14 protein-coding genes are annotated in these 20,561 nt (G+C 43.0%); 7 read left to right on the plus strand and 7 right to left on the minus strand.

What is annotated here, in order from left to right; genetic code table 11:
* Nucleotides 1–45: 45 nt before the first annotated feature.
* From JKP82_RS05500 to JKP82_RS05510, 3 genes are all read right to left on the minus strand, one after another.
* A complete protein-coding gene (locus JKP82_RS05500) occupies nt 46–582 on the minus strand; it encodes a peroxiredoxin-like family protein (protein ID WP_159528984.1) in 537 nt (178 codons plus the stop codon).
* Between the two features lie 137 nt (nt 583–719).
* Entirely contained in the window at nt 720–2,651 is a 1,932-nt protein-coding gene (locus JKP82_RS05505; RefSeq protein WP_218396151.1) for a M1 family metallopeptidase, read from the minus strand.
* A gap of 185 nt (nt 2,652–2,836) precedes the next feature.
* Nucleotides 2,837–3,265, minus strand: a complete 429-nt coding sequence (locus JKP82_RS05510; RefSeq protein WP_218396153.1) for an organic hydroperoxide resistance protein — start codon at nt 3,263–3,265, stop codon at nt 2,837–2,839.
* 205 nt (nt 3,266–3,470) lie between these two features.
* Between JKP82_RS05510 and JKP82_RS05515 the strand changes: the two genes are divergently transcribed.
* The 6 genes from JKP82_RS05515 to JKP82_RS05540 all read left to right on the plus strand — a co-directional run bounded on the left by JKP82_RS05515 (nt 3,471) and on the right by JKP82_RS05540 (nt 6,642).
* Nucleotides 3,471–3,950: a MarR family winged helix-turn-helix transcriptional regulator gene (locus JKP82_RS05515; protein WP_218396283.1), complete on the plus strand. Its 480-nt coding sequence runs from the start codon at nt 3,471–3,473 to the stop codon at nt 3,948–3,950.
* Nucleotides 3,951–4,423: 473 nt separating this feature from the next.
* Complete coding sequence (locus JKP82_RS05520) at nt 4,424–4,882, plus strand: DUF3291 domain-containing protein (RefSeq protein ID WP_159528978.1); 459 nt, start codon at nt 4,424–4,426, stop codon at nt 4,880–4,882.
* A 33-nt stretch (nt 4,883–4,915) separates the two neighbouring features.
* Nucleotides 4,916–5,071, plus strand: coding sequence for a PhzF family phenazine biosynthesis protein (locus tag JKP82_RS05525; protein ID WP_201299237.1), 156 nt, complete (start codon nt 4,916–4,918; stop codon nt 5,069–5,071).
* A gap of 246 nt (nt 5,072–5,317) precedes the next feature.
* Nucleotides 5,318–5,530: a hypothetical protein gene (locus JKP82_RS05530; RefSeq protein WP_218396155.1), complete on the plus strand. Its 213-nt coding sequence runs from the start codon at nt 5,318–5,320 to the stop codon at nt 5,528–5,530.
* A 473-nt stretch (nt 5,531–6,003) separates the two neighbouring features.
* Nucleotides 6,004–6,321: a DUF6957 family protein gene (locus JKP82_RS05535; RefSeq protein WP_159528974.1), complete on the plus strand. Its 318-nt coding sequence runs from the start codon at nt 6,004–6,006 to the stop codon at nt 6,319–6,321.
* A gap of 54 nt (nt 6,322–6,375) precedes the next feature.
* The gene (locus JKP82_RS05540; protein WP_159528972.1) at nt 6,376–6,642 is read left to right on the plus strand and encodes a hypothetical protein; all 267 of its coding nucleotides are present in this window, start codon (nt 6,376–6,378) and stop codon (nt 6,640–6,642) included.
* A gap of 146 nt (nt 6,643–6,788) precedes the next feature.
* On the opposite strand, the gene JKP82_RS05545 is transcribed toward JKP82_RS05540, so the two are convergent.
* From JKP82_RS05545 to JKP82_RS05560, 4 genes are all read right to left on the minus strand, one after another.
* Nucleotides 6,789–7,214: a hypothetical protein gene (locus tag JKP82_RS05545; RefSeq protein ID WP_159528970.1), complete on the minus strand. Its 426-nt coding sequence runs from the start codon at nt 7,212–7,214 to the stop codon at nt 6,789–6,791.
* Complete coding sequence (locus tag JKP82_RS05550; RefSeq protein ID WP_218396157.1) at nt 7,214–13,696, minus strand: toxin TcdB middle/N-terminal domain-containing protein; 6,483 nt, start codon at nt 13,694–13,696, stop codon at nt 7,214–7,216. The genes JKP82_RS05545 and JKP82_RS05550 overlap by 1 nt, the downstream gene beginning before the upstream one ends.
* Nucleotides 13,697–13,719: 23 nt before the next feature.
* Nucleotides 13,720–14,040: a hypothetical protein gene (locus JKP82_RS05555; protein ID WP_159528966.1), complete on the minus strand. Its 321-nt coding sequence runs from the start codon at nt 14,038–14,040 to the stop codon at nt 13,720–13,722.
* Nucleotides 14,041–14,432: 392 nt separating this feature from the next.
* Nucleotides 14,433–17,030: a glycoside hydrolase family 3 C-terminal domain-containing protein gene (locus tag JKP82_RS05560; protein ID WP_218396160.1), complete on the minus strand. Its 2,598-nt coding sequence runs from the start codon at nt 17,028–17,030 to the stop codon at nt 14,433–14,435.
* 461 nt (nt 17,031–17,491) lie between these two features.
* Between JKP82_RS05560 and JKP82_RS05565 the strand changes: the two genes are divergently transcribed.
* Complete coding sequence (locus JKP82_RS05565) at nt 17,492–20,548, plus strand: TonB-dependent receptor (RefSeq protein ID WP_218396162.1); 3,057 nt, start codon at nt 17,492–17,494, stop codon at nt 20,546–20,548.
* Nucleotides 20,549–20,561: the final 13 nt, after the last annotated feature.

Raw genomic sequence — 20,561 nt, forward strand, 5'->3', positions numbered from 1 at the left:
AGCGGGCTTTTTGTTCTTAAACATTCCATATAGCGGCGATATTAACTATCCGTTAAAGGTGCCGCGAATTGGGTAATCATTTTCTGGGTCGCGAATAAATTCCAATCCGGATACCAGCTGTTCTAAATCAGGGCGTACAAAAGGTGCATTCGCCAACTCACTGATTTGAATTGTGTTGTTTTGATTTAAAATAAACAAGGCAGGCTCAGCGAAATTATGGTCGGTTTCCTTTTCGCTGCGAGGCACAGAAATATACAAACCTAACCCTTTCATATCATCTTCGCTTAAACCCGAAGCAATAGGGAACGTAATCGATAAGTCTTCAAGATGCTCATTCAACTGAGATTGACTGTCAGCAGATACCGCGATTACATCAACGCCTAGCGCTAACAAACGCCCTTTGTAGTCTTCAAGCGCGTTTAGATACTTGGTACAAATTGGACAGTGCTTACCACGGTAAACAACCACCATCTTCCAATCGCAACCTTCACGTTTGTTGCTTAATGAAACGGCCTCACCAGTGCTCAGTGTTACCTGCACATCGGGAAATGAGGAATCAGGTTGTAGTTTTTGCGTATACATACAGTCTCCTTAATTGCGTATTAGCTACATGAACCAATTACATCGGTAATATCAGTTATCAGTAGCGCTAACCATCCCGCTAGTGCTACCAATAATACCTAATTAGTTCTACGCCTTAAGGCTTGTAAAGATCGCTTTTATTCCACAAAGCCCTCGTTGGCTCTTATGGTTAACGGGTGATAACCCGGCCTCGCTTGTTCAAAGGCACGTTTAGCAAATGCTTTACCTTCTGGGGTTTTCGATAACTCGCGATACAGCGGTTTAACCAATTTATTACGGCCAATGTTAACAAGGTACTCGTACAATCTGTCGTAGGCTGGTTTGTATTCATTTGCCACCGCAATCATCAACCAACTGTGGGCTATTTCGTTATTTTGCGTGGTGGTTAACGAGAATGCGGTATCTAATGCAGCTAATTGCTTTGCTGATAGTTCATTTGGCATATTGTTCAAGAAATATAGCCACTCATGCACAGTCCATAGTTCTGTATCTATATTTACCGCTTCTTCGTCGCCTCCTAACCAAGCACTGCGAGTAGTATCAATTTTATCAAAGGCATCCGATTCAGGTACTGGCGCACCTTCAGGAATTCCAGGTTCAAAAACCCATTTGTGAATACGAACTTTACTCAGCTTATCTGGGTATTGCACCAATAAGGTTTCATCCAAATAGGCCAAGAACGTATCGGTGGTAATACTCTTAAACGCGAAGTCTTCAAAGTACTGCATTAAAAACGCATCGAAATTTCCACGTCCGATTTTGTTTTCAATTTCGCGTAAAAAGAGCGCACCTTTTTCGTAAGGGATATTTGAGAAAACATCGTCTGGGTTTCTGCCGCGAAGGTCTATAGCTAAAATTTCATCTTCTTCGTTTAGGGCCTGTATATCGTTTTGTAAATCTTGATACCCCAACACCGCTTCTTTTTTAAATCGGTCGTGGCCGTATATCATTTCCATAATGCGGTAAGTTAAATAAGTGGTAAAACCTTCGTTTAGCCACAAGTCGCGCCACGTAGCATTGGTAACCGTATTGCCCGACCAGCTGTGTGCCAGCTCATGAGCAATAAGCGATACTAAGCTTTTATCGCCAGCGATGACGGTAGGCGTAATAAACGATAAGCGTGGGTTTTCCATACCACCAAACGGGAAAGAAGGCGGTAAAATCAGTAGGTCGTAGCGATCCCATTGATACGGACCATAGTTTTTTTCCGTGACTTCTAACATGGCTTCAGTATCTTCGAATTCTTTTGCCGCGGCATCTAATACGCTAGGTTCAGCATAAACGCCCGTGCGCTTGCCCATTGGCTTAAATTTCAAATCACCAATTGCCAATGCAATTAAGTAAGACGGTACAGGCTGCGGCATAGTAAACGCGTATTCACCATCGCGAGCAGTGGTGGGGTCGTTTGAAGCACTCATCACTGCCAATAAGTCTTCAGGCGTATGAATAGTGGCAGTGTAGGTTACCCGTACTTGAGGAGAATCCTGTAGCGGTATAAAGCTTCTCGCATGCATAGCTTGCGCTTGGGTAAACAAGAAAGGATGTTGTTTTCCGGCAGTTTGCGCTGGCGTTAACCACTGTACACCCGACGCCTCAGGCGACGTTGAATAGACGATAGTTAGCTTATCAGCACCTTCAGGCAACTCAACAGATAGCGGCGTACCAAGTTCAGGATCGGCGTCGCCCATAGTAAAAGGCACTGCATCGCCGTTTACCGTTACCGATGTAATATCCAGTGCACGAGTATCAAGAACAACCGTGTTAAAGCTAGGCGCGCTGCGTTCAACCGATAGCGTAGCACTACCGGATAATTTTGACGTTTCAAAATCTGCCGTTAAGTCTAAATCTAAGTGAGTGACTCGCACTTCTGATGGATTCGCGAATGAGTGGTAATCTTTACCCGCTTCAATTTCACTAACCACATCAACTTTAGATACTGCGCTCTGTGCAGCTACTTTGCTATCGGCGCTATCAGAAACCGCAGATGGTGTTTTAGTTTCTTGTGAGGGTTGTTCGCTACACGCAAACAATATTGGCGCACAAATGGCTACCCAGCCTATATTCTTCATAATACTTCCAGTTATTTTTTCTGTCTTTTCCATAATAACAAAGAAGTACCCTATTGCTTAAGCCCAAAAACGACAAGCAACGACACCAAAAGTTAAATTGACGATTCACGCCCTCCCTCACCTGTAAATTGCAGTGCGATAATTCGGTGAGAAAGGGAGTAAGGAGGAAGCAAGTAGTAGACGTTTTAGGCTACTGAAATTTGCACATCAATATTGCCACGAGTGGCATTTGAGTAGGGGCAAACTTGATGCGCTTTTGCCACTAGGCTTTCTGCTGCAGATTTCTCCATATCACCTAAGTCGACATTCAGTTTTACTGCAATAGCAAAGCCTACTTCGATGGGCCCAATAGATACATCGCCAGTTACACTAATATCGCTGCCCAATTTGATTTTTTCCGCAGCAGCTACATGCTTGAGCGCACCAATGAAACACGCTGAATAGCCCGCTGCAAACATTTGCTCTGGGTTAGTACCACTGCCACCCGCTCCACCTAATGCTTTTGGTGTTGAAAGGGCTACATCTAAGTTTCCGTCACTTGATTTTGCTGTACCTTCACGACCACCTGTTGCAGTTGCTGTACCGGTATAAACCACCTGTTGAAGTGTGTGCATTGTATAAATCCTCGTTTGCCTTGCTCATAGTGAGCATTCTGTTGAACATAAATAATGAATAAGAAATGCAAATTTATTTTGCATGCAAAATAAATTAACACTAATGCGGCTTGTAGATCAAGTCTTTTGCATGCAAAATATTAATCATACCCTTTACACCCTTTTAGGAGCACTCATGTCTGATAACGCTAGGCTTGATGAATATATGCCCGACGACTGCGGGGCTGAAGCGCTTTCATCAGAAGCACTTAGGCCCGATTCGCTCAAGTTAGAAAGCCAGTTGTGCCATCGGTTTTACACGCTATCTAATGCGTTTACTCGCGCCTATCGTCCACTGCTGAAAAGCCTTGATATTACCTACCCACAGTATGTAGTGATGATGGCTTTGTGGGAGCAGTCTAATGTGACCATTGCCGAGCTACTCGCTAAAACCGTGATAGACGGCGGCGCTATGACACTGATCCTTAAAAAGCTAGAGCAAAAAGGGTTATTGGGTGTGGTCAAAGATGAGCATGATAAGCGTGTACGCCGAGTTGTGTTGTCGAAAGCAGGTGAAAATGCCAAGCTGAAAGCGCTTGATGTGCCTGCGCAAATGTTATGTAAATTGGATGGCATGTCGAAAACTGAAGCGAAGCAACTTGTTGTATTAATGGATAAACTACAAGGGTGCTTTAACGTAGATTGAATACACGGTTAGCGAGTCCCCCAAACATTGCTAATGCCAATTTCGCTTTAGCACTTGTGTATAGTGTAGTCATAGTTTGGTTGGTCGTAACTTTTATCGCTACAAGGACTGTCACTTCTGTTTATGAAGAGCATCATCGTTTCCAACATTTTTGGAAGAACTAACCATCATTTCGTACTACCCTTATATTCCCAGCATCAGAATTGTATTTTTCAGTGAAAGAACTAATGGATAAGTTAGGCTGCAACAGCACCATAAAATGTAGACTAGTTTTGTATCTTCATGGGTTTATGAATGCTCATTCTGTAAGTTATAATCTGCAGGGTTGTAGGCAAGAAATGTTGGTGTTGCGCGAAACATTAGAGGGGGTTATAGAAATCACATAACTAGACGCTCGCTAAAATTGATACGTCCGCCTATTATCCAAGACGATATGCTGCACCTGAACTTAGTAGACATCAAAGAGAACTCATATGCATCTTGCACAATTAAATATTGCCAAAGCAAAGTATTCTTTAGAATCTACTGAGATTAAAGAATTCGTAGATAATTTAGACCCTGTTAATCGTATAGCAGAATCAAGCAGCGGCTTTATTTGGCGATTAAAGGACGACAGTGGAAATGCTACTGAAATTCAAGCTTTTTCAGATCCGAATATTATCGTAAATATGTCAGTGTGGGATTCGGTCGATGCGTTGAAGAACTTTATGTTTAGAACTCACCATAAAGACTTCCTTAGTCGTAAAAAAGAGTGGTTTTTTGAAATTCCCGAAGATACTTATGTTTTATGGTGGATTCCAGTAGGTCACATCCCTTCACTTGAAGAGGCGGTAGAAAAATTAGAATATCTACGGAGTAATGGCGAGACTCCAAAAGCATTTTCTTTTAAATGTAATTTTAGTGCCACTGAATTCATCCTGAGTAATACCTAACACATTGGCCAAAAAATCGAAAAGAGACTATTGATGAATATCGATGTTGCATTGGTAAGTTCCTTTACTGAAAATGGTAAAGTCGGGAACCCTGCGGGTGTTGTCTTGAATGTTGATGGCTTGTCTAATGCGCAAAAACTAAAAGTCGCGCAAGCGGTAGGCTATTCAGAAACGGCTTGTTACCGATGATGACGAAACAGACCAAGTTGGTGTAGCGTCTGGTGCTCATTTTGTGTTTACTGCCGGTAATCACTTTTTGAAAAACGACAACTGATGACTATCGTTAATCAGTAAGTGTTTACCGTAACCGTAGAACACATCGAAGACCTCCACGCGTTAAAATGGCTATCGACGAGTAGCATCAGCCATTGAATCATTTCTGTCTATTTTACCTGCTACACTTACAAGGCGTTTACCGATTAATGGGGAATAGAAATGGCTCAGCACAACAAATCAGAGGTGACACTTGAAGCGTTAGAGGCAGAAATAGCCGACCTTATCGATGACCCTGCACTCAGAGAAGAATGGCTAAATAGCAACGTTCCCATTCTGGAATCAAAAACGCCTAAAAGCTATTTCCACACTCCCTCGGATAGAACGAGGCTTATGCAAGTTGTGCTTGAAATGAAATTTGGTGAGATGGCTTAGTAACACTTCAACATTTCTCTGGGCGTCCAGAGCGGAAACGGGAACAATCCTCCCCATTGAATGCAAATCCGCCTGAGCGGGTTTGGTTTCAAACAAAGAATGTTTAAATTAATCAGTTACTTTCCACGATTCGAGTCTAGAAAAAACGACACTCGAAATAACCTGTAAGTTTTCAACCATGTTTTTTTCAGACGACGTGAACCTAAACACAAGATTTTCACTGCTTATAGTTATTGCATACTCCGGTTCTAACAGCGCACCAGTTCATATTAGATAGCGGCTTAATCCAGTTAAGCCAGCGCACGATTCCGTCTGAAAAAACGCAGTTGCTTTTTTAATTAATTCAGCAAACAAATTTCCTTTGGAACGAATCATGCTGAAGAAAAAACTCAAGATTAGAACCACGCATTTGATATGTTTTTAATCCATATTTTTCTAACATAAGTCATCAAGCAAAAAGCGAGGAGCGGCTTATGAAAACCACCGTAGAAAATTGGTACATTGTTACTGTTATGGATAGTGAGCAATTGGTCGGTGAAGTGCTGTACGGTACAGTTATAGAAGATGCGACCATCCGCTTTTATGAAGGGGACTATGTGACCACCTCTCGTATAGTAAGCAAGAACTTAAAAGAACATACGGTTGTTACTGCAAGTAACTCATATTATCAGCTCAAAGGAAGTGGCAAACGAGCTATTATTGATTTAGACGATTTCGAACTCCTACGGCACGGATTTTCGCCAGAGCAGATTCGAGCGTTAAACAGTTCATCGCCTCTTTTAGCCCATTAGCTTTTGCACCAAGCTGATTTTCATCGTTCAACCACTACTAAGTTGGAGCAAATAATGCCGACAAGCAAAATTGATTTTCACAATGCCGAATGCTCGGCCTGCTGCAAAAAGCATGTCGATATTAGAACTGAAATAATTGCGCCATCACCAGAAAGGCCAAATGCTATTCGTAAGAAAATAATCTTTCGATGCGAAGATCATCTCGATTGCGATGTCGATGAGATTGAAAAGCTTGCGCTTGTCAAAAAGCGTTTTCAAAATCTAGACGAAAATGACCTTGTTGATGGCGAAACATTTTTTAATCAATTGGACTCTGAATAGATATAGCTGCGCCTCCCAGCTTTGGCACCAACCCAAAGGAAGCGAAGCGCCAACCCAAAAGTTAAACGCCAGAAAAAAGAAAACCAGCTCCCGCTGGCTTTCCTTTGCTTAGTTCCGCCTAGATTTGCACCCGACAGTGTGTACTTTTAATTAATAAGACATTTTTGAGTATCGTCATCAATTATAATAACGAGAGGTTTAACACTCCTTTCAAAAACTAGTTTTTCACCCGCTAAGTCACAGACATTTCTTTTAATTTCTGCTGCCGCTACTACTGAGTGATCAACTATAATTGCAATTAAAGTTATGTCATCCCTTACCTCAATATCAGCAAAATCTAGCGAATAATCATTATCTACACCATGTTTTCTAAGCACTTGTTTACTATTGTCGTAAGGCTTTAAAATAATCATCTTTTCCCAATTATTTACATAGTCATCTATAGATGCTTTTCCATTTTTTAGGTCCTGATAAATTCTTTCACTAAAATCTGAAATATTTGACTCATTGGTGCTTTCAGAACATCCCTGCAAAATCAAAAAAATTGAAAGTATTAAAAATATTCTTTTCATTAATGTGATACCAACTGCCCATCTTTGATATACCAAAGTTGGCCGCTATTTAAGCTATTAGTTACCGCTGTTTGCAATGATAGCCTCATAGCACCATCTCCGTACCTATGAGTAAATCCACTAGGTAACCATGTCGTCTCAGTGGCTAACGCTCTACCTATAGCATTGTTATGCATATCCATAGTATTTTCTATTGCTGGACCACCACCAACTTGTTCATGCAATGAAGTAAATGCCTCTGCATGTTCTGCCGAAGTATACCGCGTTATCAGTGCATTCCAATATGCATGTCTAAATGCATCACCTTCCCCGTTATGTAGTGAATTGGGGTAAAGCTCGGCTGCTTTGTTATATGCTTGAAGAGTTGCTGCCGCAATTCCGGGAGCGGCAAGTTTATTATCCATCAAATATTGCCACTCTTCATCAGAAACTCGGTCTTTCAATCTCATTAACAATTTATGTGAATCTTTTGCATAGCTTTCACCATTAAACATTTGAGAGAAGGCACCAGTTGTAGCTCCGTTCGCAAATTTACCTCCCGAAATTACCGAGGCAGTACCGCCAATTACAGCAGCCGTAACAACCCTTGCACCAGCGTTTTCAGGAGCATAACCAAACTTTTCGTAAATCATTGGCTTAGCTGCGGCAGAAAAACCAGCAGCAAAGAACCCATGTCCAAAATTTCCTCCTTGCAGATCGGACATAACACCACCAACAACGCCATTTCCAACAATATTTCCAAATGTTCCGGGATCGAACATTTGTCCTACGCCATAGAAAGCGGCTGCGCTAAATGCGCCCCTTAAGGCCCCTGTTAGGATGTTTCCTCCATTAGCAGCGGCACCAACAGCGCCAGAAATTGCTCCGGCTGCCGCAGCACCATACCAACTACTTACAAACCAACTTGCTGTTCCACCGGTAAAATATATAAGAGCAGCTCCAGCTATAACCCCAGCAAATTTCTTAACGCCTTTCCACAACTTGCTAAAGAAATACCCACTAGGATCGGTATAGCTCATAGGGTTATTCAGAACATACGAATAACGATTGTAGTTCTGGCTATTTAACGGAGCCTGAATAAACGGATCAGCCTGTAAGAATCGACCCAAAGTTGGATCGTAGATCCGACCGTTCATATGGATAATCCCAAGCCCATCCATCATATTATGGCCAGTATAGCCTCGGTCGGTCGGCTGCATGTAACTGGCATTCGCAAATACCGATGCTTGGTGGATTTGAGTGCGCTTTCCAAACGGGTCAAAGAATGCCTGCTGTACTACAGTGCCATTAACGTTCGTTACCGTGGTAATAGATCCCTGATGGTCTTTATGTAAATAAGAGTATTCTTTTGTCCCGTTACTTCGGTGTGAAATAACAATGTCTCCGGCTACGTAATACTTGTGTTCCGTTGATGAGCCACTACCACCGGTCCTTCTCACTTCTTCATAATTGCCAAGGTAGATAGTTTGATATTCGTTCGTCTTTCCGGCTTCGACACGTTTCTCTTTCTTAAAGTAAAGTTCACGATCCACACCGTACTTCATGTCTGCGTATAGGCCACCTTTGGTAATTCGAGTAGGCTTATCGTAGGTGCCATAGTTGAATGTGCGTCCAGTGCCGTCACTACGGATGTTACCGTTATTGTCGTAGGCAAACGAACCAAAACCTGTAGCTGAGGTAAGGCGATGTACGCGGTTTGCATCACTATAATTATAGTTACTAACACCATTTTTCTTTTTCAAATTACCGAAGCCGTCATATTGATAATCGATGTTATCATCGAAAATTGAGGGCATGTTAGCCCCCCAATCGGCTACGCTCACTGAGCGGTAATCGAGGCGGTTCAGGTCATCGTAAGTGTAAGTCTCGGTAAACTTCGCCCCCACACCTGGGTTGGTACCGTACTCTGTCGTTCGAGTTTTTACGTTACCCATTTCATCGTGAGTCACCCCCGAGTAGAAAATTGCCGAAGATGAACGCATTACGCGCGTACTCGTGTGCCAACCAGTATCTCCACGGTAACCAAAGTGAGTGCGAATATTGTTTCCGTAAAGAATCTCAACTGCTTGACGTCGTCGATCGAATTCTTTTACTTCTTTAAGCAACGCACCAGTGGCGTTATTGGTAATCTTATAGAGGGCTCCGGACGACGTCTTGTAATGCATTTTCACTTGCAGTCGGTTGCCTTGGCTGTCTGCTGGAAAGGTTTTTAAAGAAGGACGGCTATAACCGTCAAAACTGGTATTCTGGTAATAGGTTTTTCCACCTGCGTAAGTACGGGTTTCAATTGGGCGTTCTGCACTGTCATACTTGAAGTACTTACGTATTGTGGCCGCGGTGGTGGGCGATGTACCGCAAGACTGGTTTTTACCATCATATTTTGCAGTCGCAAAGAGTCTACCCGCTTTGTATGCATCTCTGTTATCGCTGTTATTAGTGGCGTAATGCCAACAAAGTGTTCCTTCGTTCGCTTGGTAACTACGAATCTTTCTGCCTAATTTGTCGTAATTAAGCGTGAAGGTATGTCCGCGAGCAGTTTTCTGTGTATACAACTCACCAAACGCATTGTAAGTGTAAATCCAAGTACCTTTATCAGGGTCGGTCATCTTGGTTTTGCGGCCGTACGTATCGTACCAGTTCTGAATTTTGCTGCTCTTACCGTCGGCTTCGGTAATGGTTTCTTTCAGGTTACCATACGCGTCATATTTAAATTGTACCTCTCCACCTAATGCGTCAATGGTTTTAGTTGTCTGACCAAAACCGTTCGCATATTTGAAATAGGCATTGCCACGCTCGTCTAAAGTAGATTGCTCCAAACCATTAACAAAATAAGTGACTATTTCACCGTTGGGCTTGGTGACTTGGTCAACCTGCCCAAGTGCATTATAAGAATAGGTGGTCCGGTAACTGGTAGAGGATGGCTCGGTAACATAATCTACTCGCCCCTGATCATCATAGTACGTAAATACTTTATCCCAATCCTCTTCCGCGCTTCGAACATAACGAGCGACTTCACGCCCCCACTTATCATAATAAGCCTTAACCGCAGATTTGCCCGATTCTGTCTTTGACTCGTAATAGTAAGATCCAGAAACACAATTTAAACACCAATTTCGGGTTATCAAAGTAATGCGACTATCTGGATGGTCAATTTTGTAAGCCCGCCCAAAGTCATCATAGAATGTTTTGGTAGGCCGTGAATTAACAGAATATACCGTTGAGTTTTTAATCAAGCCAGATACAGCGTTTCCATACACACCGTTATACTGGTAGGTAACATAGTTGCCCATAGCATCGTGCTGACGGTGTACGAAGCGCCCATTCCCTTGATATTCAGTTTTTGTTGTACGAGTCTGTGTGCTGCCCGTATTCGTAGAATATCCTGCAACTGAAACCTGTGTTTTATTCCCGTAAGTATCATAAGAGTAAGTAGTGGTTGTTTTGTATTTGGCGTTATCCGGCGACACAATTGCCTGATGAAGATAATTACTACTGTTGTAAGTGAATCGGCTATTACGAGTAATTTTACCTCCACCATTTACGGTTTTTTCAACTCTCGTCGTTTCCAACCGTCCCCAGCGTCTGTCCTTGTACGTATTTACCGTATAGGTCTTCTGGTTGTCACCATATGTACCACTGAAATCGTTACTATCTTTATCGTAAACCGTAACACTGATGTTATCGACATTGCCCCAGGTGTCTTTTACCGTTCTTGTGTTAGTCTGGCTTACGAATTGTGTATTAACCCCGTCATATGTGTAACTTTTCTCAAAGGAATCATAAATATAAGCGTGATATCCCCCCTGTGCAGTCTTCATCGCTTTCAGGTTATTTTTCGCCCACGAGAGAGCATGTGTGCCGATAAATTGCGCCGTAATACGAGGAATACCCGTCAAGACAAAATTAGTATTACCGTGATATTGGTGGTTATAGGTTTCTGTGACTACCCCAGTTTGCTGGTCAATGGTTCTTAGTACTTCAAACCCCAAACTTCCACGGCCTTTTCGATGAAGTAACAATCCACCGTACTGATATTTCACAATAAGATCTTTACTACTTGTGACATCGGTTCGTACTTCAGATACCAGCTTCCCTCCAGCAAATGGTGAAAAGACGTTAGTATGCGTGTTGTATGAAGAGTCTTGACGGAAATATAACGCCGTGTTTGTCATTGGCGTGTATTTAATATTGGTCGCAACACCAAAGCCGTTGGTGATTTTATTCACCGTATATTCGTTTTGGTTTACACGTATGGAGTAACGCCGCCAGTCACTTGAAGAACCAATGTATAAGTCGAGATTTCCATCTCCGTTACCGTCACCAAAGCGAATAGTATTGTTACTGCCGAAACTCCGAGTTCTCACATAAGTAAAATTAACTTTGCTTGGAGATGTGGTTAGACTGCTAACATAAATAGTCCAAGAAGAGTTGCTTGTTGCGTAAAGCATATCTGCCTTACCATCGTAGTTAACATCAACAAACTGAGAGTAATTTGCGCTGTCAGTATCGTATGGCTGCGTCAATATCTGCTCGGCACCGAACGTTTTTCCATTTGATAAACGGTAGCGCCATTTACTCGCATAGGAATAAATCATATCCGTCAAGCCATCACCATTTAAGTCGGCATAACGAATATCTTTATAAGAGGCGGAGAGCGTTTGTACTTTACTGAAATAGGGGTCATTTGCACTGTTGGTTTTGGAAATAAATACCTGTCTATTCGACGTTGTATTCTCTTGCCACGTGCCCATCAAATCACCTTCACATTCTCGCCGAGTTTGGGCGAACAACCGGTCTCCACGGGAGTTGGTACAGTATCCGTCGGTTGACGTGACTTGAAGAATAATATCTGATAAGCCATCACCGTTAATGTCTATAGCGCTGGCGGATTTGATGGTAGCGCGATACATCTGAGCGTGCCCAAATAATGCGTCGCCGCTCAACTCTGAACTAAAAGTGAAAAGGTGATTGTCGGTAAACGATTTATTCCCCGTGTTTAGATAAGCACGAACCTCTTTACCTTTGCGGTAAACAATATCCTCAAAACCGTCGCCATTGACATCCATCACGGCGGCACCACCTTTAAAACCCCAGGCACGCAAGTTAGCCCCTGACGAATTTTTAATATATCCTTTTTTCAAGCTTCGACTTACGGTATGGCTGGGGCATTTGCTCGTACCTTCACATCGAGCTGGTGCTGACTTAGTATTTTCGTAGTACACGATATACCAGTTTTTATCCTCACCATCGGCAACTAGAAGGTCGCGTACACCATCGCCGTTATAATCAATGTTGAGTGCATATTGGCGCTGTGAACCACTATCTCCAATATTTGTTAGCGTAGTGGTTGAAGTAGAGGTCGCCGACTTTAAGCGCCAGTAACCGCTTTTTACGTACATCAGATCAGATTTTCCGTCGCCAGTTAAATCGAAAACCTGAGCTTCATAGCGGTTGTGCTCATCCCCAGTAATGTAAGAATATGCGTTAGTATAATCTACTGCTGTCGTAGTATTTGGGTGTGTCCAAGTTAGGGTCGTAGGTTTTAAACAGTTAGTAGTAGAAGAAGCTAGCGTCGGGCATTCTTGAACAGATGTGAGCATTCTGCGCTTGCTCTCATTATATGCCAATTTGTAAGCACGATATTCAACACCGTCAACTTTGGATACCACACTGGTAAGTACCTTGCGACGCATAGAATAGCCTTTATTGTTGTAGCCCGATGCGTAGAAGCTTTTATTAGTATAATTAAAATTGATAGACGCGAATGGCGCTAGCTTCTTTCCCAGGTGCCCCGAATATTCCACTTTGCTGATATAAGATGAGCCATATTCCTTAAGATAAGAAAAGCGAATATAATTACCCTTACGGTCTCGAATAGCTTTTAACATCCAAGTATTTGCTCTGGCGCTAGAAGCTCCAGAAGCAGTAATAAAGGCATCTGTTCCTGGGGTTACGCTTCCCACAGTCGAATCGTTTCGAGTATCTCCGTAATAGAAAAGCTCACCAGACTTTTTCCATACGACAAACCAGCGAGGGCCGTTTTCAGTATCGCCACCCAATGCTTTCGCATGACTAAAATCGTCATTCTCCAGATAATAGTTAGTGTTTGGCGCACCGTAACTGCCACTTTTAACTTTCATTTTCTGGCCATCAAGACAGAAGCGATCGTTTTTATTAATATTGACCCCTTCAATTCTGCCATCTTGAGAAAGGTTTTTCGGACAGCGCGATATGGCAGACAGACCACTAATATTCCAGCCTACGCCCAAAGGGCCTTCAAACGAGTTAGATGATGAATAAGACAACGCCATCTGTGGCTGAACACCTGCTCGACCAGTAGGCGCTGCTATTGGAATTGTGTAAGTTGCCGACCCACTTTCATCTACTCGAAAATCACCGGGTGTGAGCCCGACTTTTTCTGCAAAGGCAAAAGTTGGCAATACCGCCAGCACAATGGCAAACAATGAATGCAAAGCTTTCATCGGATCTTCCCTGTTCTGTTTTTTTAATTAAAGGATGTAATTACATCTGTCGCACAGTCTATGTATGGCAGCTCGACTGTGAACGTGTTGTCGTTGTTATGAAGGGTAATACTCGTATCATAAATGACGTCATTTCCTGACATCACCTGAATTAAAAGGCTCGCATAACGGTCATCTTTGAGATCATATTCAATGAATGCAGCAATGGGGCCGCTCACGGGACATTCTTCAGAATCTTCATTATCTAGAATGGAAACAGAAAGTACCTCAGGGATCAGGTTTTCTGCGGCACAAATTAGCGGGAATATTAGGAATAAAGATAACAGCGTTGGTTTAATTTTCATTGTAAACAAATCCATGTTTTCATTTTTAGAATGAGTCTTTCCATATATCACTCGTCGACAATATACGTAGTTTTACCTCACCTCGCGTTCAAAAATCAACCAGAAACTAACAGCTTTAATAAAAATTTAACATTTATGTAGATAGCAACTTCAATAAGGCGGGTTTGAAATGGTTTAACGCTTTTGTGCACGTAAGTGAACTGACGCGCCGAAATGTGAGCTTTCTCCATTATTTGATGTGTGCGAGAAAAAAAACTTTTGCATTCAGATGTACCTATCTACTCGTACACCCTTCTTGGTAGAGGTAGTCAGTGCCATCGTTAAGGCACTGACTATTGCAATATTATGAGGATAACCGTTCAACCATTTAATAGGGAAGAACGAACATAATATCAGGGAAGATTAATGGTATGTTGCACAACGTTATCGCTACGCTTCACACCTTGTCCCCCACCTATAGTTACCCGTAACTTACCCTTATAAGGTTGGCGCTGACCCTGTTCATCAACATAAATAAGTTGAGAATCATCAATGATGAATTGCATTGACTGGCTTTCTCCCCCCCCTAAGCTTACTCGTTTAAAAGCAACCAACTCTCGCTGTGGCGTACGAGTGGGCGCATCAGGCATTCCAAGGTAAACTTGAACAACTTCTTGGGCACCTACATCACTTTTGTTGGATAACGTGGCGGCAATATTAAGCCCGTTGTCGGAGTGGGTAACATTGAGCTTATCGTAATGAAAGTCTGCATAGCTAAGGCCGTACCCAAACGGATAAAGCGGGGTACCCTCGAAGTACTTATAGGTTCGATTTACCATACTGTAATTTTTAAAGTCGGGTAAGTCTTCGACAGACTGATAAAAAGTGACTGGCAGTCTGCCAGAAGGGCTAGTGTCACCATAAAGAAGATTCAGCAATGCCGGCCCAGTTTGCTCCCCAGGATAGAAACCTTGAATGATAGCGTTCAGGTTTTTGTCCTCCCAGTTTAGTGCTATTGCGCTTCCGCTCATGTTAACCATAACAATGGGTTTGCCCAGTTTATGAAGCGCTTTTAGTAGTGATGATTGGCTCTTGGGCAGTTTGATATTCGTTCTATCTCCATGAGAGAACCCATCAATCTCCAGAGGCATTTCTTCTCCCTCCAGTTCAGCGCTAATACCACCAACAAAAACAATAACATCAGACTGTTTTGCCACTCTAATGGCTTCACTCTCTAAATTTTTATCTTCTAATAACCATTTGAAACTGATTTCTGGTTCAATCACATTACTGTGCCAGAACCGCTGAATAAGTGACTCAGCCTTAAAGTCATAGGGTTTACCTGCCTCAAGATAGCGACTTTCGGTTGTCAGTTCTCCGTCTAGATAGACCTCGACATTTTTCATTTTAAAGTAATAATTTCCAGATTCTTGTGGGGTAATTTTGCCCGTCCAACGCACTGCAAACTCTTGATTTGATGATTTGTTAAACGGTATATCTGCGTTCGTAACATTGATGTTTTTTTCAATTTGACGCTTGCTAGGCTGGAGATTGAAGTGACTTGAAGAGTAATAGTTAGCGACTAAACCTGAGTTTGATTCGCCTTGCATATTTACATGGGTGAAAACCGTGGAAGGCACAGGACTAAAATGCGTAAAAATGGTTTCCGTAATACTGCTCCCTGGCGCGTAACCTAATTGGTCTGAAGGCAGCGCCTGCGAAAAGGCTTCTTTCGGCGTAACAGGCGTCACGGGAGTGCCATGGTAATTACCCACAAGTATGGCGGGATTGTCGGCATTCGGCCCGATAAGCGCTATTTTACTATTACGTTTTAGGGGCAACACACCATCATTTTTAAGTAAAACCATGGATTTCTCTGCCGCTTCTCGTGCCAATTCAGTATGGTTTTTAGCACCCACCACAGACATAGGGATTTTGGTATAAGCATGTGTACTGCTGCTATCAAACATTCCCAGTTTCATGCGTGCAGTCAGCAAACGAGTAAGCGCTCTGTCAACATCACTTTCATCAACCAAATCTTCGGCAACAGCTTTTATTAGATAACTAAAGGTGTTGCCGTGGTGGTCTCCGCAATTTAAGTCCGTACCAGATTTCAAAGCACTCGCTGCCGCGTGAGCAGGGCTATCAACTACATGATGGGAATTTTCATCATAGAAGTCAGCAATAGCACCGCAATCTGATACAACATAACCGGAGAAATTGAATCTTTCTCGTAGGGTATTTTGAAGTAGTTCTTCACTACCACAGGCAGGCGATCCGTTTACTCGGTTATACGCGCACATCACAGATGATACATTTGTAGCCGCAATGGTGTCTTCAAAGGCTCTCAGATAGGTTTCAGTCAAATCTTTTTCGGACGCGGCGTAATCGTCGCTGTGTCGAGAAACTTCAGGGCCACTGTGCACCGCATAATGCTTCAAGGTGGCGACCGATTTAAGGTAGTTTGAGTCATCACCTTCAAGGCCTTTTACAAAATTGATCGCCATTCGAGAAGTTAAATACGGATCCTCTCCGTAGGTTTCTTGGCCTCTGCCCCACCTAGGATCGCGAAAGAGATTAATATTAGGAGACCAATAAGTAAGGCCTGTGTACATCGCATTAGTATCTTCGCGCGAAAACGCGTGGTGCTTAGCACGTCCTTCGTCTGAAATTGTAGACGCTATCCTATAGATAAGAGGCTCGTCGAAGGTTGCAGCCATGCCGATAGCTTGGGGAAATACGGTGGCTTTACCTGCTCTTGCCACGCCGTGTAACGCCTCGTTCCACCAATAATATTCGGGAATGGAAAGGCGCTCTATTGCTGCTGATTTATCAAATAATTGACTCACTTTTTCTTCCAAGGTTAACCGGTCAACTAAATCTGCGACACGAGTCTCAACCGGCAGCGATTGGTTTTGAAATGGCAGTGTTTCAGCATAACTGAGGGAAGTAATTAAAAAGCAGGCGGATATGAGAATTCGCTCAGGCAGTTTTTTGATTATTCGATTCATGAATGTAAATGTCTCATGTCTTTCCTAAGGGACAGTTACGCTAATCATTTGAAATGAAAAAATCGTCAAAACAAAGTTACTTTTGCGTATTTGAACGTTCACGTCATCTCGGATTGATGTGAAAGGGCGCGGAGTAATTCCACAACGCGTCCTATGGGAAGCAACCTCAACAAAACGGCTACTCTCACCACATCACAATGATAACAAAATGTAACAAATATGTTTATTTATTGCCTCACCCAACTCATTCGTCGTTCATTTATACGTTTTTCACAATATTGAACTGTTTTTTTAAATTCATAAAATCAACAAGTTGAGAACAACCCCCTATCTTAAAATGAGATCTTTCGTTCAAATTAGCCGTTCACATCTACGCTGGGCGAAATGTTGTATTTATGTTGTTATTTTTAAATGGAGATTAAACGCTTTGGTGTTTATTAGAAACATGACTAGGGAAAAAAATGAAAAAATATAATAAATCGACGATAACTAATATAGTGAGAAAGCCTAGCTTTAAACTCTCGCTTGTTTCCAGCGCCCTCTTAAGTACGCTATTAGCCTTCCAACCCCAGCTCGCCTTTGCGCAGTCAAACTTCCCCTCAGAAGACAGTAAAAAAAACCAAACTGACGAAAATGTAGAAGACCTTGAGGTCATTGAGGTGCGAGGAATAAAGGAAAACTTAGCAGACGCACAGTTACTTAAGCGCTACGGTGATACCTTTCTTGATGCAATCTCAGCAAAAGATATCGGCGCATTGCCTGACAGAAGTGTGTTGGAGGCTATCGTTCGATTGCCTGGTGTTTCCATCGAACGTTTTGCAGGTGCCAACGATCCAGACCATTTTAGCGTTGAAGGAAGTGGCGTCGTGGTTAGAGGGTTAACCCACACCAGAAGTGAATTCAATGGTCGCGATACCTTTACCGCCGACTCAGGAAGAGGACTTAGTTTTCAGGATGTTCCCCCTGAATTAATGGGCGGTGTCGAATTATATAAGAATCAATCTGCAGAAATGATTGAAGGAGGTATTGCGGGTACCGTAAATTTAATCACTCGCAAACCCTTTGATAGCGACAAGCGTATTTTAGCTTTTTCTGCCGATGCCACCTATAGCGATTTTATAGAAAAAACTACGCCAACCTTTTCTGCATTGTATTCGGATGTGTTTGAAAGTGACTACGGCAAATGGGGCCTGTTGCTAAACTTTTCAGATTCCACGCTTAAAGCGCAATCAGACGGTACCCAAGTCGGTCGATTTGAAACACAAAACCAGCTAATTGACGGCGAAAGTGTCATGGTACCTCGCACCACACGGTTAACTCGAAAGCAAGATCTTAGGGAACGTCAGGGGCTAGCAGCAGCGCTTCAATGGGAGAGCGTAGACGATACTATACTCGCCACAGCACAGTTTATACGGTCAGATTCCTCGTTGTCGTGGACAGAACGCGCCATTGAATTGGCAGACGATGCCGTCATTAATGACTTAATCCCAGCAGAGGGTACAACATTTGATATCGACGAGCAGGGGCTGTTCGAGTCTGGAATAATTACGTCTAACGCGGGTTGGAGAGGAGATGATGCCGAGCGCCAGCCTGGCGGTATTTTCGGTGCTCAACACGCGATGATCACACGCGCCAGAGAGCAACATTCTGTGGTTGATGATATCGGATTAAATGTACGGTACCGCCCCAATGATGAGTGGGCATTTAGCGCAGACTTACAATACGTAGAGTCAACGTCAGATATTGTTGATTTCTCGGTAATGGGCGCTACACGTGCCGTGGTTGGAATCAACAATAATGGAGGCAGCACGCCTGATATATTTCTGACCGACCCAGCTAACGCCGGCGACGAAACGCATTTCTCCAACCCTTACAATTATTTTTGGCGCAGTGCGATGGACCATATTTCAGCCAACGAGGGGGATGAAACCGCAGTAGCGTTAGATGCAAAATATACCTTCGAAGATGGACTGTTTACGTCTATGAAAATAGGAACCCGCTACGCACAAAGACAACAGACCACCCGCCAGTCCACCTATAACTGGGGGTGGTTGTCAGAAGCTTGGGCGGGGAACGGCAATGCTTGGTTCGATGCACAAGGTGATGAGCTTGGCGCTGGACTAGGCGACTTATACGAGGCCGTGTCTTTCCAAGACTTTGCAAGAGGTGGTGTATTAACAACATCAGGAGGAAATACCTTTCTTTTCCCTAAAGAGTCTATCGCTGATAACTATCGTGATGCTGAGTCTACGTTCGCCAGCCTTTCGCCAGGCTGGGCTTCCTTAGCAAGCAGGCCAGGTGCCATAGGTGATTTTTTGCCAAATGAAATTAATGAGACTACCGAAACAAATAACGCATTTTTCGTTCAAGGTAATTTTGAGGGGGAAGTTAAAGGGCTCTTTTTCAGCGGTAACGTTGGTGTGCGCTACGTTAAAATTGAGAATAAGACAGACGGGTTTATTACATTCCCCGATAATCTAGCGGTTCAAGATGATGATCCTGAAAACTTTTTACCGCCTGACCAAGCCGCATTCGGCAATGCTGCCTCAAGGGAACAAACAGCGGTTAGTGATTACAGTAAATTATTACCAAGCTTCAATCTTAAATTAAATCTAAACGACGATATGCTGCTGCGTTTTGGTTACTCCAAAGCCATTGCCCTTCCTGATCTTGGAAACCTTCGCAATTACGTCGAAATACAGGGCGATGATTTGCAGGTTGAATACTCAGGTGAAGGCGATGATAGAGAAATAACCAGTGCGCAATACCAACGCTATACCGCAAAATCTGGCAACCCCTTTCTTAAGCCGATGGAAGCCAACAACTACGACTTCGCCTTTGAATGGTATTTTCCAGAAACCGTTGGCTCGTTGACCACATCATTCTTTTATAAAGATTTAAGTAACTACTTTATCAACGGTTCCACCGATCGCGTATACGAAAATAACGGCGTGTCGCAAATTGTTCAAGTTGATGGCGCTACCAATGGCGATGAGGGCAGCGTTCAAGGTGTGGAGATTGCTTATCAGCAGTTTTTCGATTTTCTACCAGGTGCGTGGAGTGGTTTGGGACTGCAATTTAACTATACCTATGTTGAAGATGAAGGCTCACCCAATCCGGGGTTATCACCAGACAAACCAGATTCTTCTGAAGGTGAAGGCATTGCTTTTGATAACTTACCGCTTGAGGGGCTTTCCAAAGACAACGTGAATATTGTAGCGATGTACGAGAAAAACGGCTTTAACGCCCGCCTTGCTTATAATTGGCGCTCTGAATACCTGTTAACCACGAAAGATGTCATCACTCAGCTTCCCATTTTCAATGAAGCAAATGGGCAGCTTGATGGTTCGTTCTTCTACCGGTTCTCAGACAATATTGAATTGGGGCTACAGGGCACAAATTTAACCAATACGGTCACACGTACCTCCATGCAAATTGACGCTGAAGGGAATCAAGTGGGCCGGTCGTGGTTTGTTAACGATCGCCGAATAAGCTTGGTCGCTAAAGGGACTTTTTAAAAGTTTGAGGATA

Origin of the sequence: Alteromonas lipotrueae, assembly GCF_019249215.1 — a bacterium.
Taxonomy (GTDB): domain Bacteria; phylum Pseudomonadota; class Gammaproteobacteria; order Enterobacterales; family Alteromonadaceae; genus Alteromonas; species Alteromonas lipotrueae.

Bases quoted from the DNA above. Each gene is read 5' to 3' on its own strand.
- JKP82_RS05500 (WP_159528984.1), bottom strand. From the start codon at position 582: ATGTATACGCAAAAACTACAACCTGATTCCTCATTTCCCGATGTGCAG.
- JKP82_RS05505 (WP_218396151.1), bottom strand. From the start codon at position 2,651: ATGAAGAATATAGGCTGGGTAGCCATTTGTGCGCCAATATTGTTTGCG.
- JKP82_RS05510 (WP_218396153.1), bottom strand. From the start codon at position 3,265: ATGCACACACTTCAACAGGTGGTTTATACCGGTACAGCAACTGCAACA.
- JKP82_RS05515 (WP_218396283.1), top strand. From the start codon at position 3,471: ATGCCCGACGACTGCGGGGCTGAAGCGCTTTCATCAGAAGCACTTAGG.
- JKP82_RS05520 (WP_159528978.1), top strand. From the start codon at position 4,424: ATGCATCTTGCACAATTAAATATTGCCAAAGCAAAGTATTCTTTAGAA.
- JKP82_RS05525 (WP_201299237.1), top strand. From the start codon at position 4,916: ATGAATATCGATGTTGCATTGGTAAGTTCCTTTACTGAAAATGGTAAA.
- JKP82_RS05530 (WP_218396155.1), top strand. From the start codon at position 5,318: ATGGCTCAGCACAACAAATCAGAGGTGACACTTGAAGCGTTAGAGGCA.
- JKP82_RS05535 (WP_159528974.1), top strand. From the start codon at position 6,004: ATGAAAACCACCGTAGAAAATTGGTACATTGTTACTGTTATGGATAGT.
- JKP82_RS05540 (WP_159528972.1), top strand. From the start codon at position 6,376: ATGCCGACAAGCAAAATTGATTTTCACAATGCCGAATGCTCGGCCTGC.
- JKP82_RS05545 (WP_159528970.1), bottom strand. From the start codon at position 7,214: ATGAAAAGAATATTTTTAATACTTTCAATTTTTTTGATTTTGCAGGGA.
- JKP82_RS05550 (WP_218396157.1), bottom strand. From the start codon at position 13,696: ATGAAAGCTTTGCATTCATTGTTTGCCATTGTGCTGGCGGTATTGCCA.
- JKP82_RS05555 (WP_159528966.1), bottom strand. From the start codon at position 14,040: ATGAAAATTAAACCAACGCTGTTATCTTTATTCCTAATATTCCCGCTA.
- JKP82_RS05560 (WP_218396160.1), bottom strand. From the start codon at position 17,030: ATGAATCGAATAATCAAAAAACTGCCTGAGCGAATTCTCATATCCGCC.
- JKP82_RS05565 (WP_218396162.1), top strand. From the start codon at position 17,492: ATGAAAAAATATAATAAATCGACGATAACTAATATAGTGAGAAAGCCT.